The organism is Actinoplanes lobatus (genome assembly GCF_014205215.1).
GTDB classification, from domain to species: domain Bacteria; phylum Actinomycetota; class Actinomycetes; order Mycobacteriales; family Micromonosporaceae; genus Actinoplanes; species Actinoplanes lobatus.
This window is the reverse complement of sequence record NZ_JACHNC010000001.1, coordinates 6,695,875-6,711,242: the sequence shown is the minus strand read 5'-3', so window position 1 is coordinate 6,711,242 and position 15,368 is coordinate 6,695,875. Positions and strand designations below refer to the sequence as shown.

Here is a 15,368-nt window from a genome sequence, read left to right as displayed (position 1 = left end):
GCCAGCGTTGCCAACACCCCGGCGCTCGCCTGCGATGCTGTGAGCGTGGAGTACGTGTCCAGAGTGCCGCGACCGCCGCTGGACGGGCTGATCGACGACCTCTACTACCTGGAGGGCGCCCCGCCGTACGCCCGGCTGTTGCTGCCCCCGGCGCCGGCGGCCCTGCTCATCGTCAACCTCGGGGCGCCGTTCCGGATCCGCGCCGGCGCCGACATCGAGACGGCCGGGTACGCCGACGGCTGCGTGGTCACCATGCGCACCCGCGTGCTGGAGTTCGGCTACCCACTCCGAACCCGGTCCGTCGGCGTACACGTCAAGCCGTGGGGGCTGGCGCCGTTCCTGCCGATGCCCGCCGCCGAACTGTGCGACCGGCCGGTGACGCTGGAGCAGGTCTGGGGCCGGCCCGCTGTTTCTGAGCTGCGAGAGCGGCTGGCCGCAGCGCCCGGACCGCACGAGATGCTCACGCTGCTCGAGCAGGAGCTGATGCGACGGCTGTGCGATACCACCGGCCTGGGGCTGGTCCGCCACACGAGCGGCGTCATCGCGGCGGCCGGCGGGACGGTGGCGATCGGCGACCTGAGCGTGGCGGCCGGTGTCAGCGGCACCCATCTGGCACAGCGGTTCAAGCAGCTCATCGGCGTCACCCCGAAGCGGCTGGCCCGTACCCACCGCTTCACCGCCACCGTGTTCGCGATCGACCCCGCCGGACCGGTCGGCTGGAGCGACCTCGCCGGTGCTGCGGGCTACTTCGACCAGGCCCACTTCGGTCACGAGTTCCGGGCGTTCACCGGGCTCACACCGACCCGGTACGTCGAGGTCCGGCGGCGGTTCCTGCGCGAACATCCCGGCCATGTGCTGGACGGCTGGTCGTTGCCGGCCGATTGATCTCTTACAAGAACCGCCCCGGTTCATCCGGCAGAACGGTGAGTCAACGGCGGCGATCCCCCCGATCCGCGCACCCGATGGATCACCGACGGGGATCCAGAGGTCGCCGGCCCAGCAGGCGAAACCCCCAGTGCCGCCCGGTAGTGGCTGATCAGCTCATCGCCGATAGCCGCCCATCCGCTCCCCCGTACGGCCTCGCGCCCGGCCGCGCCGAAGGCCCGCCGCCGGGCGGCGTCCGCGGTCAGTTCGGCAACGGCCTGGGTGAACCCGTCCCGCTGATGCGGGGGCACCAGATATCCGGTACGCCCGTGAGCGACCAGATCGAGCGGGCCACCGGCAGCCGGCGCGACCACCGGCAGCCCACTGGCCATCGCTTCCTGCACGGCCTGGCCGAACGTCTCGTACGGTCCGGTGTGGGCGAACACGTCGAGGCTGGCGTAGATCCGGGCCAGTTGGCCGCCGTGCCGTACGCCGAGGAAGATCGCGCCGGGCAGGGCGCGGCGCAGCGATGCGGCCGCCGGTCCGTCGCCGACCACGACGAGCCGCACGCCGGGCAGCCGGGCGACGCCGGCGAGCAGGTCCACCTCTTTCTCCACGGCGAGCCGGCCGACGAAGCCGACCAGAACCTCCCCGTGGGGAGCGAGCGCGCGGCGGATGCCGGCGCTGCGCCGCGCCGGATGAAACCGCACATCGTCGACGCCGCGGCGCCACAGGTGCACCCTCCGGATGCCTTCGGCGATCAGCGAGGCGACCGATGCGGTCGAGGGAGCGAGGGTACGCGCGGCGGCGTTGTGCACGGTACGGATCCACCGCCACGCCATCCGTTCGGTGAGCCGTACCCGATAGGAGCGGGCGTACGCGGCGACGTCGGTCTGGAAGACCGCGACCGACGGTAGCCCGAGGGCGCGGGCGCTCGCCTGCGCCCAGGCGCCGAGCACGAACGGGCTGGCCAGGTGCACCACGTCGGCGGCGTGGCGCCGGATCGCGGTGTGCAACGCCGGGGCCGGCAGGCCGAGGCGCAGCTGCGGGTAGCCGGGCATCGGCAGCGACCGCACCCGCACCACCGGGTACGGCAGTCCCCCGGCGATGGGCGCGGCGCCGGGCGGCGGCTCCGGGGCGATCACCAGGGGCTCGTGACCGGTGCGTACCAGGTGCTCGGCCGCGCGTGCGACCGAGTTGGCGACGCCGTTGACGTCGGGCAGAAACGACTCTGTGACCAGCGCGATGCGCATGAGCACAGGAGAAGGTCCACCGCGATCGGCAGGGCGACGCCGTTGTGACGCGCGGCCGAACGATCGGCGACAAGGGACCTGTTCGTGTCGCGGCCATCGACCGTTCAGCAGCCGCCCCGGCCAGGCGAGCCATCGATGCTTGCATATCGGGTGGGCCTGCCGTAGAACAGGCGCATGGCGTTCCCGGATGATCCCGACTCTGCCAGGCTCCAGCCGGAGGTGCCGCATGCGGCCCGGATCTGGAATTACTGGATGGGAGGCAAGGACAACTTCGCCGCCGACCGTGCGGCCGGCGACGCGGTGGAGCAGGTGTATCCCGAGATCGTGCTGATGGCGAAGCAGTCGCGCCGGTTCCTGATCCGGGTCGTCCGGCACCTGGCCGCCGAGGCCGGCATCCGGCAGTTCCTCGACATCGGCACCGGGTTGCCGACCATGCAGAACACGCATGAGGTCGCCCAGTCCGTCGCGCCGGACTCCCGCGTCGTCTACGTGGACAACGACCCTCTGGTACTGGTGCACGCGCGTGCGCTGATGGCGGAGACGGGCGAGGGTGGCCGTACCGTTCATGTGGATTCCGACTACCACGATCCCGAGCGGATCCTCGGCGAGGCCCGGAAGGTGCTCGACTTCTCCGAGCCGGTCGCCGTGATGTTCATGGGCGTCATGGGCTACGAACCCGACCTCAAGGTCGTGTCGTCGATCGTGAACCAGGTGATGGAGGCGACGCCGTCCGGCAGCTATCTGGTGCTGTGGGACGGGACGAACACCACGCCGGCGGTTGTCGAGGGCGCCGAGCGGCTGGCCCAGAACGGTGGTGTGCCGTACATCCTGCGTTCTCCCGAGGAGATCGGCAGCCTTTTCGAAGGGCTGGAGTTCGTGGAGCCCGGCCTGGTCCAGATCACCGACTGGCGTCCAGAGGTCGCCGTCGAGTGGCTGGACGCGTACGGGGCGGTCGCCCGCAAGTCCTGATCAGGATTCTCTGACGGTGGTGACGAAGCGGTGCACCTCGGTGCGGAGCACTTCGGCCAGCTGGGACAGGCCGGAGGTGGAGCCCTGTCCACCGTCGACGGCGGAGGTGATCCCGCTGACCAGGTGGTGCATCTCGCGGAGATTGGCGGTGACCGCTTCGAGAACGTCGACCGCGCCGCCGGCCGCGGACTGCACGGCGGTGACCTGCTCGACGATGTCGTCCGAGGCGGTGGCGGTCTCGCCGGCCAGGGTCTTCACCTCGCTGGCCACGATGCTGAAGCCGCGGCCGGCCTCCCCGGCGCGGGCGGCCTCGATGGTGGCGTTCAGTGCCAGCAGCTTCGTCTGGGCCGCGACCTGGGTGATCAGGTGTACGGCGCGGCGGATCTCGTTGGAGGCCTGATGAAGTGAGCCCACGGTGGCGCGTCCGCGTTCCGCGTCGCTGACCGCTCCGGTGGCGAATTCCGCCAGTCCATGGGCCGAGGCGCCCATCTCGGTGGCTGCCGTGGCGACCTGTTCGCTGACCGTCAGCACGGCCGATTCGAGTTCGTCCGCCAGCGCGTGGCGGGCGCGGTCGGCGTCGGCCAGGCGCTGGGCGTCGGCGCTCATCCCCTCCACGGCGGTGTTGATGATCGTGACGCTGTTCGCGTAGGCGCCGGGCATGCCGCGGGGCAGGAACCGGCGGTGGAAACGTCCTTCGGCGGAGGCGGTCAGGGCCGCGCCGGACTCCCGGACGAACGCGTCGGTCACGTCGAGCAGGCGGTTGATCTCCCGGCGGGCCGCCGCCGCCTCCGGGCTGTCCCCGAGCTGCGGTACCCGCGCTTCCAGGTCGCCGTCGGCGGCACGGGCGACGATCTCGGCCAGTACGGTCAGCGCCTGTGTCTCGGCCTGCTCCGGCACCGTCGCGGACTTGAGGCGCCTCATGCGCTGACCCTTTCGTTGGTGAGTTCCCACACGTACTGGTCGTAGGTCTGACCACGCTCGGCCAGCAGGTCCTGCAACAGCTGCCATGACGCGTTCAGACCGGCCTGCCCGCCGACTCGCTGTTCCTCGGCGCGCAGCCGCTGGTAGAGGGCGGCGGCGGCCTTGACCGCGGCGGGATCCGGCAGTCGCCGGGAGGAGTGGTAGCCCACGATCCGGCCGCGGGCGTCGAAGGAGGGGGTGACGTGGGCCAGAACCCAGTAGGCGGCGCCGTCACTGGCGAGGTTCACGACGTACGCGAAGATCTCCTGACCCGCGGTGAGCGTTTCCCACAGCAGCTTGAAGATCGCCTTGGGCATGTCCGGATGCCGGATGATGTTGTGCGGCTGGCCGATGGCCTCGTCTTCGGAGAAGACCGAGATCCGAAGAAAGACATCATTGGCGTACGTGAGCCGGCCCTTCAGGTCCGTCTTCGTCACGATCAGCTCCTGCGCGGCGAAGGTGCGTACCTCGCCGGTCGGCCGGGGCGCTGTCTCCCTCACGGTCTCTCCCTTCGCGAACCTCACTTGACTACTGCTGTTCGGAAGGTGCACGGCACGAGGAGAGCAGCCACTGAGCCCCAGTTCACGGGACTTTCGGCCTACCGGGCAACCGTTCTGTCGCCTCACCGCGCAAGTGCCGCCTTGCTCAGCCGGTGCACGCCTTCGGACAGCTGGGCCAGGTCGGCCGTCGCCGCGAAGCCGAGGCGCAGAAACGCTCCCGGCGGTTCGGCGGCGAAGTAGCCGTTGCCGGTGCTGACCGCGACGCCTTGTGCGCGGGCCGCATCGGCGATCGCGGTAGCCGATTCGACGGGCCCCGGTAGGCGTACCCACAGGTGCAGGCCGCCCCGGGGCACGCCGGCGACCGTCCATTCCGGGATCTCCGTGGCGAGCGCGCCGGCGAGGGTGGCGCAGCGGTCGCGCAGCGCGGTGGCCAGCCCGCGCAGGTGCCGATCCCAAGCCGGTGTGCTGAGCAGTTCGACGGCGGCTTCCTGCAACGGCCGGGCAAGGAAGAAGTCGTCGACGAGCCTGGTCGCTCGCAGCCGGTGCGCCACGGGACCCCGGGCTATCAGCGCGCCGATACGCAGGCTCGGTGACGCGGGCTTGGTCAGGGAGGTCAGATAGACCACTGTGCCATCGTCATCGTCGGCCAGCAGAAGGCGCGGCAGCGGCCCGCCGTGGCCGAGCAGCCGCGCGAAGTCGTCTTCGAGAATGAACGCCCCCACGGCGCGGGCGATGTCGAGGACCTGGCGGCGGCGCTCGGGTGGCAGAACCGCGCCGGTCGGGTTGTGGAAGGCAGGCTGGCAGTAGAGCAGCCGGGCGCCGGTGGTCGCGAACGCGTCAGCGAGCAGGTCGGGGCGGATGCCGTCGGCGTCGATCGGCACGGGAACGGGGCGTAGCCCGGCGGCACGCGCGGCGGCCAGGGCGCCCTGGTAGGTGGGCGACTCGACCAGGATCGGGCTGCCGGGCGCGGCGATGGATCGAAACGCCATGGACAGGGCGTCCTGTCCGCCGCTGGTGATCAGTACGTCGTCGGCGCCGACGTCGGCGCCGGCAAGCCGGGCGAACTGTGAACGCAGCGTTTCCAGTCCGGCGGTGGGTGTGCGGTCCCAGGCGTCGGGTCGCCGGGCTGCCCGGCTCAGCGCCGCGCCCAGGGCCTTGGTCGGTTGCAGAGAGCGGTGCAGGTAGCCGCCGGCCAGGGTGATCGTGCTCGCCGGTGGCGGGCTGAGCAGGTCGGTGACGGTGCGTGCGTCGACGCTGCGGTCGCCGAGCGCCACCGTCTGCCACGACGTATCTGCCGCGGTGTGGGGCGTGCGCGAGCGGCGGCTCGCCACGAAGGTCCCGCTTCCGGGCCTGGTCACCACTATGCCTTCGGCGGCGAGCGCCGCAACCGCCCGGGCCACCGTCACCGGGCTCACGCTGTGACCGCGTACCAGGTCCCGGTTGCTGGGCAGCCGGTCACCGGGCGCCAGGCGGGCGATCTCCGCCCGCAGCGTGGTGACCAGCATGGCGGTAGTGCTACTTTGGGACATGAGAGAACACGATAGCGCTATCGCCGATGCCGGAGAAACGCTGCTCGACCTCACCGCCCTACGGGCCGACACCCCCGGCTGCGAGTCGGTGATCCACTTCAACAACGCCGGCTGCGGCCTGCTCGCCCGGCCGGTGCACCAGGCGATGGTCGAGCACCTGGATCTGGAGGCGCGCATCGGCGGCTACGAGGCCGCCGAGGTCCGCGCCGGCGAGATCAGCGACTTCTACGCCGCCACCGCGGAGCTGATCGGCAGCCGGCCCGGCGAGATCGCCTTCGCCGCCAGCGCCACCGACGCCTACACCCGGGCGCTGTCGTCCATCCCGTTCCAGGCCGGCGACGTCATCCTCACCACCCGCAACGACTTCATCTCCAACCAGATCGCCTTCCTGTCGCTGCGCAAGCGGTTCGGCATCGAGATCGTGCACGCGCCCGACGGCCCTGACGGCAGCGGCGTCGACGTCACCGCGATGGCGCAGCTCATGCGGAGCCGGCGCCCACGACTGGTCGCGGTGACCCACGTCCCCACCAACTCCGGCCTGGTCCAGCCCGTCGCGGAGATCGGCCGTCACTGCCGGGACCTGGACCTGGTGTATCTCGTCGACGCCTGCCAGTCGGTCGGCCAGTTCCCGATCGACGTCGACGAGATCGGCTGCGACTTCCTGACCGCCACCTGCCGCAAGTTCCTGCGCGGACCCCGTGGCACCGGCTTCCTCTACGTCTCCGACCGGCTGCTGCGCGACGGCTTCGAGCCGTTGTTCATCGACATGTACGGCGCGCGCTGGACCGGTCCTGACACCTATCGCCCGGTCGACACCGCGGCGCGGTTCGAGGACTGGGAGTTCCCCTACGCGGCCGTCATCGGCAGCGCCGCCGCCACCCGGTACGCGCTACGCGTCGGCATCAGGTCGATCGCCCGGCGAACCCCCGCCCTGGCAACCCGGCTACGCGACCAGCTCACGCGGATTCCCGGCGTACGCGTGCTCGATCGCGGCCCGAACCCGGCCGCGCTGGTCACCTTCGACGTCGCCGGCTGGGAACCGGAGCCGTTCAAGCAGGCCCTGGACGCACGCCGGATCAACTCGGCGCTCAGCTACCGGCAGTTCGCCCAGTACGACTTCGCCGACAAGGACGTCACCTGGGCGCTACGGCTCTCGCCGCACTACTACAACACCGAGGACGAGGTCGACACCGTCGCCGAGACCGTCACCCAGCTCGCCACCGGCCGGCGCACGAGCGAACGGCACTGAGGCCGCGCAGACGGCAAACCCGTTGTCAGGCGACTGAACGCTGCCGCCGCCGAGGCCACCTGTCAGCCGACCGCGACGTCGTAGCGGGAGCGGGCGTGCGGTCCGGCCGAAAACCGGACCGCACGCCGGGCGACCTCAGGGTTTGGCGGCTCAGGTCGCCGCGGGTGCCGGGACATTCACGTTCCCGCCGGCGGGTACCGGAAGGAAGGCCGGGCAGCCCGCTCGCGCGGCGCCGGCCAGGCACTGCTGCATCACCTCGTAGATCACGTACCCGTCCGGACCGAGCGCGTCGACGAGTTTCCTGATCTGCTTGAGCTTCTCGTCGACGGTGGCGTTCTGCTCGATCACCGCCTGCCGCTGGGTGATCGCCACCTGCGCGGCGGCCAGCCCGTCCACCAGTTCCTTACGCGGCTGCGGTTTCTGCAGCGTCAGGTTGAAGTCGAGAAAGTACGCTTTGCCGCCGGTCGTGGCCATCACCGCGGAACTGAGGTTGGCGTTGATCGCCGACTCGAACCGGGTCCGTGTCTCGGGATCGTTGTAGAGCGCCAACCAGTCGTACTTCTGCGCCTCCGCGGCAAGCGCCCTGTTCAGCGGGTGGCCGATGTAGAACCGCAGCATCTCCAGCCAGGTCGCGGTGGTTTTGCCGTCCCCGTCGATCACCGGATGGAACTTCAACCCGATGTCCTCATGGAACTGGCGCAGCATCCCACCGTCCGGTTCGCAGCCGGTGTCCAGGTGGAAGGTGAGGCCGCCGGCGACCGTCATCTCCTGGTTGTCCTTGGAGACGACCGTGAAGGGAGGGCTCTCCGAATCGTCGCTGCCGGTGAAGTCGAAGTTCCGCTGACCGGCCGGGTAGGTGTAGTACCTTTCGCCGAGCCCGTCCCAGGCGCGGTTGTTCTGCGTGACGCACTCCTGATAGGTGGTGCTGGAGAACGCGCCGGCGTCATAGTGCAGCGCCACCTGGTCGGACTCCGTACTCACCGTGGTGCAGCCTGCCGTGAGTAATGCCGCCACCACCGTCAAGACCGCCCAGCGCATGTCTCCTCCGCTCACCCGTTCGCGCCACCGATCGTAGAGAGGGTCGTCAATGCAGACGGGCGTCGACGGCACCGGCGGAGTGCCGTCCGGGCCCGGGCAGTTGTCGTCGCCTTCCTCGCAGTCGGCGCCGACCGCGATCGCGGCAATCGGTGGGCGGACGCGTTTCAGCCATGTGGTGAGCGCGGTCTGCGGAAGGGGGAATCGTTCGCCGACACACCGGGCCGCTGCCCGGAATGCTCAGATCTTGAATCTGTCGACGACCCGCTGGAGGTCCCCGGACATCTCCGCGAGGTGGTTGGCCGCCTGATCGGCTTCGTTCACGCCGGCGGTGGTCTCCTGCACCGAGGCCGCGACCCCGTTGATGGTCTCCGCGACCTGTGCGCCGGCGTCGGCAGCCTCGGTGACGTTGCGGCTCATCTCGTTGGTGGTGACGGTCTGTTCCTCGACGGCGGAGGCGATCGTGGTCTGGAAGTCGTTGATCTGGCGGATGATCTCGCTGATCTCCTCGATCGCGGTGACCGCGCCGGCGGTGTCGGCCTGGATCGCGGCGACCCGGCGGCCGATGTCCTCGGTTGCCCGGCTGGTCTCCTGGGCCAGGTCCTTGACCTCACTGGCGACCACAGCGAAGCCCTTGCCCATCTCGCCGGCGCGTGCGGCTTCGATGGTGGCGTTGAGCGCGAGCAGGTTGGTCTGCTCGGCGATCGCGGTGATCGTATTGATCACATTGCCGATCTCGGCCGACGATTCACCGAGTTTGGCCATGACCTTGCCGGTGTGAGTGGTGACGTCCACCGCCCGGGAGGCCACCTGCACGGCCTGCGTGGCACTGTGGCTGATCTCGCGAATGGAGGCGCCCATCTCCTCGGCGCCGGCGGCGACCGTCTGGATGTTGTCCGACATCGTCGCCGCCGAGTTGGCGACGACGGCCGCCTGCCGAGCGCCCTGTTCGGCGCTGGTCGCGCTGTGCCGGCTGGTCTGGGTGAGTGCCACGGCCTGGGCGGCGAGGCTTCGGGCGTGTTCGCTCAGGTCCGAGACGGTCTGGCGCAGGGTGCCGGTGGCCCGGCGCAGCGAGTCGGCCATGTGGCCGACCTCGTCGCGTTGCCGCACCCGGGGGTCTCCGGAGAGGTCGCCTTCGGCTACCCAGTCCAGGACCTGGCCGACCCGGCGCAGCGGCTGCACGATCAGGCGTGCCACGTACAGTGCGGCGATCACCGCGATGACCAGCGCCGTGATCGCGGCGATGATGATCTGTACGCGGGCCCGCGACACCGTCTCGTCGAACTTCTCGCCCTGCAGCAGCTCCGCGTCGGCGTAAGTGATCTCGTCATTGATCAACTTTTCGTACGCCTTGCGCAGCTCACGGTTTTCGCCCAGAGCCGCCTTGATCGCAGCATCGGGCCGGGTCTGGTAGAGCGCGAATTCGGACCCCAGCGCGGTGAACCAGGTGTCCGTGGCGGCCTTGATCGCGTCGACGCGTGCTTGCGCCGCCGGATCGGCGACCGCCCGCGCCGCGGCCAATCCGGCGTCGACCGTCTCCTGCCGGCCCAGGGCCTCTCCGCTGAAGTCGGTGTCACCTCTGAGCAGGAAGCCTCTCTCGTCGTTGGCGGCGGACTTCGCGCTCAAGGCGGCACTGTTGAGGTTGGTGCTGTATGGCAGGACCTCGGCGATCTCGGTGTTCCGGCTGTCCTGCAGTTCCCCGATGCGGGCGACGCTCAGCGCCCCGACGGCGACCGTTCCGGCGATGGCCACACCGGCGACCGCCAGCACCTTCGTGGAGACCTTCCGGTCCCGGCACCACTGTCCCAGTCCACGGCTGCCTGCCACGTCGATCCCCTCGTTCTGGCGCCACTCCACCCGCCCTTGTGATCTCGCCGGCAGCGGCCCACGATGCGGCATTCATCCACGTCACCTTAAGCCACGTTTTACGCCCTATAAGCGGAATGCGGTAATAGCAACCCCTACTCCGGTGCCGGCGGTGATCAGGCGGGTCACCCAACCCGGCGCCGCGTCGCCGAAGATCGCGTTCCATCGTTCGATCTCGCCCGGCACGGCCCCGGGTAGCGCCTCGGCAATGATCTCCGTGGCCCGTTGATCGCCCGGCAACGGATCGGCGTCCCGCCAGCTCGGCCGCGGCCATGAGCGCCACGGAGACCACCGCGATCCAGCGGATGAGCCGGTGCATGCGCTCACCTCAAATGACCTTGGCACCCTCGATGCCGGTCAGTCGGCGACGTGGGCGGTGTTGTCGAGCCAGTGCTGGGCGAGGCCGATGTCGCCGTCGATGCCGGTGGCGTCGTTGCCGGTGAGGGGCAGGCGCCGGGTCATGATCAGCAGCAGGGTCGCGGCCGGTCCGGTCACCGTCACATCGGCGGTCCGGGTCGTGGGCTGCCAGGTGGCGCCGCCGGGTCGTCGTTCGACGAACCAGGCGCCGTCCACGGTGTCGGTGGCCCGCCACTGCAGGGTCTGCCCGGTGCCCCGGATGGCGTGGGCCGACTCTGACCGCAGCATCTCCCAGGTGGGCGAGGTGAGCATCGCGAGGTGGTTGCTGATGAGCGCGGCCGCGATGCCGGGGGCGATGTCGTCCGGCCGGCCCGCCGCGCCGACCGCGTCGAAGCCGTGGACGACCGTCTCGTTGAGGACGCTGGCCAGCCAGAAGCGTGTCCCGGTCCGCTCGTCGCCCGCGTCGTTGAACACCGCGGCGTCGAGTGCGTCGTCGGAGCACGCGCTCGTGACCCGCTGCGCGGAGCCCGACAGCCAGCTGTCCCATTCGCCGGGGTCGGCGGGGAGTACGGCCATCTCCGTGGGCAGCTGTGTGGGGTCGGTGATGCGCCGTTCGATGATCTCCGCCACCCAGTGCTGGGTCTGGCCGACGTGTTCGACGAGGTCGGTGATGGTCCAGTCCGGGGTGGTGGGCACGGCGGCGTGAGGTCCGGCCGCGGCGGCTGACCGCGCCAGCTGTCGGGTGTGTTCGAGGATCGATCGCCGGGCGTGTTCCGCGTTCAGGTGGGTCATCACATCATCCTTGTCTTCGGGTTCGCTGTGACGGGTAGACCCGGCGTACCGGTCGAACTCATCGGTGGAATCGGACCGCCGCGGCCGTCCGGGTGAGCGAGGGCCGGCGCTATCGATCGGTGGTGGCCTCGCACCGCGGCGGGCATCAACAGGCCGGTGACCGAAAAGCTCGGCGGATTTCCTCCGGGCCGGCTCTCGTTAGGATGACTGCCGCTTCTCCGACGGCCTGCCATGGAATGCTGGAACGGCAACAGCAGGGAATCGAGGCGAAGATGGAACACGCCCGACAACAGGCCGGTGCCGGCATGTCACTGACGCGACGCGGCCTCGTCATCGCCGGCTTGGGCGCCACCGCCGCCCTGGCCGGGCTCGCCGGGGGAAACTCCGAAGCAGCGCTGGGATTCTCGGCGCTTCAGCAAGAGGCACAGCCCGACTGGCGTTTCTGCGGCAAGTGCAACGGCATGTTCTTCTCCGGCCGCGACGGCACCTACTACCGCCAAAACCAGCGCTGCCCAGCCACCGGCCTACACGAACCGATGGGCTACAACTTCGTACTCCCCCACGACGTACCAGCGACGGCGACAACACAATCCGACTGGCGCTTCTGCGGCAAATGCAACGGCATGTTCTTCTCCGGCCGCGACGGCACCTACTACCGCCAAAACCAGCGCTGCCCAGCCACCGGCCTACACGAACCGATGGGCTACAACTTCGTACTCCCCCACGACGTACCAGCGACGGCGACAACACAATCCGACTGGCGCTTCTGCGGCAAATGCAACGGCATGTTCTTCTCCGGCCGCGACGGCACCTACTACCGCCAAAACCAGCGCTGCCCAGCCAGCGGTCTGCACGAACCGATGGGCTACAACTTCGTGTTGCCGCACCAGGGAATCGTCCCTGACGGGTCGGCGCCGCTGAGCCCGGCCGAGCAGCAGATCTTCGACCAGGTCAACGCCATCCACCGCGAGTCGTGCGGCACGACGCTACAGGTCGATCCGCAGTTGGTCGGCGTGGCCCGTAGGCACGCCGACGACCTGTCCAAGCATCCCGGGCCACCCGGCCTGTGGGAGAAGGGCGAACCCAACAAGCAGGGCCACGTCGGATCCGATGGCAGCGACGCCGCCACCCGGATCTCCCGGGAAGTCGGCCGGGTCGGCACCGAGAACGCCTACGTCCGCTATTACACCGGCAACGCACCCGCGCCCGAAGTCCAATACGCGCTCGACTATTGGCGCAACAGTCCGGGCCACAACGCCACGATGCGAAACTGCGCCTACCGCACCACCGGTGTCGGCGTGGCCGTCGGCAAAGGCTTCGTCCCAGTCGGCCAGCCCAATGCCGGCGCCCCGGCGACCCTCCACTATTTCATCCAGACATTCGCCCAATAGCAGGTAGGCACCGCCGTGAGCCAATGAGCTCGCGGCTGCCGCACGGATCCGCCACTGAGCGGGCGCTACGGAGGGTCACCGCAGGCGCGAGGGCACCGACGTCGGTCATGCCCATGTGCGGATGTTTCGGCTACCACTTCGGTTGCGCCGCCATCGTGCTCGAGCTGCTGCCCCCGAACGGGCAGGAACTCAAGGTGGCATGCTGACCATCCACCGTGTGGGTGGCGTGCGATACGGGGTGGCGTTGTGGCAGTTCTACGAGTCCGGGGTTTCGCTCTTCCGGAAGGCGAGCCGGTCGATCTCTATGCCGACGGTGATCGATGGACATCGGATCCGGTGGCCGGTGCCGAACTCGTTGCCGAGGGCTGGATCCTGCCGGGATTGGTCGATGCGCATACCCATCCGGGGGCCGAGAGGCCAGGCCAGCCGCTGGATGTCGGCGTCCTGCGGCAGGATCTCCGGGCGCATCTGGATTCCGGAGTCACGCTCATCCGGGCCCCGGGCCTGGCGGATGATCCTCCTGAGTGGTTCGGCCACGCGGACGAAAGCCCGCGAGCCGTGCATGCCGGCCCGTGGATCGCTCAGCACGGTCAGTTCATGGAGGGCTGGGGTCGCCGCCCGGATCCGGTCGACCTGCCGGCCGTCGCGGCCGAGCAGGCATCCCGCACCGGCTGGGCCAAAGTGGTGATCGATTGGCGACCTGACGACGACGTCATGCCGGTCGAGGTGCTGCGCGAAGCAGTCATGCGCGTACATGCGGTCGGCGGGCGTCTCGCGGTGCACTCCCAGCAGGCCGCAGGTGGCGTGGTCGCGGTTGAAGCAGGTGTGGACTCCGTGGAACATGGCATGGGTCTGGACTTGGAACTCTTGCCGCGCATGGCCGAGCAGGGCACCGCGCTGACTCCGACCCTGTCGGTGATCACCGCCTCTTTGGCGGAGATCATTGCTGATCCGGAACGCGCGCGCCGAAGCTGGTACGTGCCGGGCGCAAGCGCACACGCCCGGCTCGCCGCCGCGGCCGTCGAGGCCGGGGTCACGGTGTTGGCCGGCACAGACACCAGGCCACACGGTGGTATCGCTCAGGAGATTCGCGCTCTGATCGCCGCGGGTGTGTCCCCGCATACGGCGATCGGCGCCGCATCGTGGACCGCCCGGTCCTACCTCGGCCTGCCCGGTCTGGTGGATGGAGCCCCGGCCGACGCGGTCGTGTTCGACCTGGATCCGCGGATCGACCTCGGCCAACTCGACAAGCCGCGGGCCGTCATCGTCCGCGGAAAGCGTGTTCACCGGCGACCGAACCCGTGAACAGCCGGATCTGCCGCCGATCGAGCGACGCCGGGAGAGCGGCCGGCATCCGGTCGTGCCGATGAGCGGACCGCCCGGTCGGACTCACGCTTGGTGGCCGGCGTAATCGTCATGGTCGACGACTCGGCTTCGGTTGCCAACCGAGCGTGGGCTGCCCTGATCAGGCTGCCATCATGACGGGGTGACGTCGGTGCCGGACAGCATGCCGTTCCGGTGGGATCTGATCACACCGGATCAGCTGGGATCGTTGCTCGACGGCACCGCGACGCCCGGCCTGTGGTTCCTCGACGATCTCGTGGCGTGTACCGGAAAGGTGCTGGCCCGCAGCCGCAACGGGGATCTGTTCTTCGTGGGCAGGTCCTTGGACTCGATGTTCGACCTGCTCGGCGGCGTGTTCACCGGCCCGGCCGGGGTGCAGCGCCTCTACCGGCTGCCGTTGTCGTTTCAGCGGCCGGGGATCGGATCCGGCCGGCGCTGGCGGCGGCGCGCGTTGACGCCCGCTGAGGTCGTGCAAGGCCGCCGGTTCCTGGAGACGGTCGGATTGACGCCGTACGCGCTGGCGCGCCGGGATCGCCCAGCGGTCCTGGTCGATGTCGTTTACGAGGGCGAGACGTTCACCGAGTTGTTCACGCTGATCCGGGACTGGATCGAGCAGGAACGCGAGCCGTGGCCGGTCATCCGGCGCAAGCTGTGCTTCGTAGGGGTCACCATCCGCCGCAAGACCAGTCCGAACACCGAGCGGTGGCAGCAGCATCCCGCCTGGACCCGGACGCTGCCCGCCTCCGCGGTGGCCAACGTGTCACTCGACCCGGGAGTCTGGTCGTACCTCGGCGATCACCAGGTCAAGCTGACCCGTTCGCTACGCCCGGACCGATGGACCGCCGAGGCCGAAGGCCCCGGCCGGGACGAGCACACGCGGCAGGCCCTCGCCGAGGCAGCGGCACTGGTGGCCTACGGTCGCAGCCCGGCCGGCCGGCAAGCCGTCGCCCGCGCCATCGGCCGCGACCCCGCACTCAGCCAGCCGTGGCTACGCACCCTGGTCACAAACCTGACCACAGGTTGAGTCCCGGCTACCCGCCCGGGCGATCCCGGCATCGACGGATGCGCAGATGATTTCGCCAGCGAGTATCAGCGCCAAATGTCGGTGAGTTTCAGCGCCGTCGCCGTCACCGGAACATGATCAATGTCGCTGACTTCGAGCGCCACCGGACTGCCTCGTAGGCGATCAGTTGGCGATCTCGCGGCGTTGGACGCAGCCCCGGGAATGCACTGGCGGCTGCTTCGTATCCTGCGCCAAG

Annotated in this window: 13 protein-coding genes; 6 read left to right on the top strand and 7 right to left on the bottom strand. The window is 69.6% G+C overall.

The genetic code is table 11. From position 1 onward, the window contains the following. The first annotated feature begins 54 nt into the window (after nt 1-54). The gene (locus BJ964_RS30830) at nt 55-885 is read left to right on the top strand and encodes an AraC family transcriptional regulator (RefSeq protein WP_229807203.1); all 831 of its coding nucleotides are present in this window, start codon (nt 55-57) and stop codon (nt 883-885) included. Nucleotides 886-908: 23 nt separating this feature from the next. On the opposite strand, the gene BJ964_RS30825 is transcribed toward BJ964_RS30830, so the two are convergent. Beyond that, nucleotides 909-2,117, bottom strand: coding sequence for a glycosyltransferase family 4 protein (locus BJ964_RS30825; protein ID WP_188123950.1), 1,209 nt, complete (start codon nt 2,115-2,117; stop codon nt 909-911). Between the two features lie 174 nt (nt 2,118-2,291). On the opposite strand from BJ964_RS30825, the gene BJ964_RS30820 reads away from it, so the two are divergent. Beyond that, a complete protein-coding gene (locus BJ964_RS30820) occupies nt 2,292-3,086 on the top strand; it encodes an SAM-dependent methyltransferase (protein ID WP_188123949.1) in 795 nt (264 codons plus the stop codon). Here the strand turns inward: BJ964_RS30820 and BJ964_RS30815 are convergent, their stop codons facing one another. The 3 genes from BJ964_RS30815 to BJ964_RS30805 all read right to left on the bottom strand — a co-directional run bounded on the left by BJ964_RS30815 (nt 3,087) and on the right by BJ964_RS30805 (nt 6,075). Then, the gene (locus BJ964_RS30815) at nt 3,087-4,007 is read right to left on the bottom strand and encodes a methyl-accepting chemotaxis protein (protein WP_188123948.1); all 921 of its coding nucleotides are present in this window, start codon (nt 4,005-4,007) and stop codon (nt 3,087-3,089) included. Then, nucleotides 4,004-4,546, bottom strand: a complete 543-nt coding sequence (locus BJ964_RS30810) for a PAS domain-containing protein (protein WP_188123947.1) — start codon at nt 4,544-4,546, stop codon at nt 4,004-4,006. The genes BJ964_RS30815 and BJ964_RS30810 overlap by 4 nt, the downstream gene beginning before the upstream one ends. Nucleotides 4,547-4,668: 122 nt before the next feature. Then, nucleotides 4,669-6,075, bottom strand: coding sequence for an aminotransferase-like domain-containing protein (locus tag BJ964_RS30805; RefSeq protein WP_188123946.1), 1,407 nt, complete (start codon nt 6,073-6,075; stop codon nt 4,669-4,671). Here BJ964_RS30805 and BJ964_RS30800 point away from each other — a divergent pair. Further along, nucleotides 6,074-7,324, top strand: coding sequence for an aminotransferase class V-fold PLP-dependent enzyme (locus BJ964_RS30800; protein WP_188123945.1), 1,251 nt, complete (start codon nt 6,074-6,076; stop codon nt 7,322-7,324). The genes BJ964_RS30805 and BJ964_RS30800 overlap by 2 nt on opposite strands. Nucleotides 7,325-7,474: 150 nt before the next feature. On the opposite strand, the gene BJ964_RS30795 is transcribed toward BJ964_RS30800, so the two are convergent. The 3 genes from BJ964_RS30795 to BJ964_RS30785 all read right to left on the bottom strand — a co-directional run bounded on the left by BJ964_RS30795 (nt 7,475) and on the right by BJ964_RS30785 (nt 11,374). Beyond that, a complete protein-coding gene (locus tag BJ964_RS30795; protein ID WP_188123944.1) occupies nt 7,475-8,305 on the bottom strand; it encodes an SPFH domain-containing protein in 831 nt (276 codons plus the stop codon). A 294-nt stretch (nt 8,306-8,599) separates the two neighbouring features. Then, a complete protein-coding gene (locus tag BJ964_RS30790) occupies nt 8,600-10,186 on the bottom strand; it encodes a methyl-accepting chemotaxis protein (RefSeq protein ID WP_188123943.1) in 1,587 nt (528 codons plus the stop codon). A 396-nt stretch (nt 10,187-10,582) separates the two neighbouring features. Continuing rightward, nucleotides 10,583-11,374 carry a maleylpyruvate isomerase family mycothiol-dependent enzyme gene (locus tag BJ964_RS30785; RefSeq protein ID WP_188123942.1) on the bottom strand — a complete coding sequence of 264 codons (792 nt, stop codon included), beginning with the start codon at nt 11,372-11,374 and terminating at the stop codon, nt 10,583-10,585. A 236-nt stretch (nt 11,375-11,610) separates the two neighbouring features. Here BJ964_RS30785 and BJ964_RS30780 point away from each other — a divergent pair, with 236 nt between their 5' ends. The 3 genes from BJ964_RS30780 (at nt 11,611) to BJ964_RS48320 (ending at nt 15,133) form a co-directional block, all read left to right on the top strand. Further along, the gene (locus BJ964_RS30780; protein WP_188123941.1) at nt 11,611-12,765 is read left to right on the top strand and encodes a CAP domain-containing protein; all 1,155 of its coding nucleotides are present in this window, start codon (nt 11,611-11,613) and stop codon (nt 12,763-12,765) included. Between the two features lie 246 nt (nt 12,766-13,011). Next, nucleotides 13,012-14,070 (top strand): amidohydrolase family protein, encoded by a 1,059-nt coding sequence (locus BJ964_RS30775; RefSeq protein ID WP_188123940.1) that lies wholly within the window; start codon nt 13,012-13,014, stop codon nt 14,068-14,070. 181 nt (nt 14,071-14,251) lie between these two features. Further along, nucleotides 14,252-15,133 carry a hypothetical protein gene (locus tag BJ964_RS48320; RefSeq protein WP_229807204.1) on the top strand — a complete coding sequence of 294 codons (882 nt, stop codon included), beginning with the start codon at nt 14,252-14,254 and terminating at the stop codon, nt 15,131-15,133. The last annotated feature ends 235 nt before the right edge of the window (nt 15,134-15,368 follow it).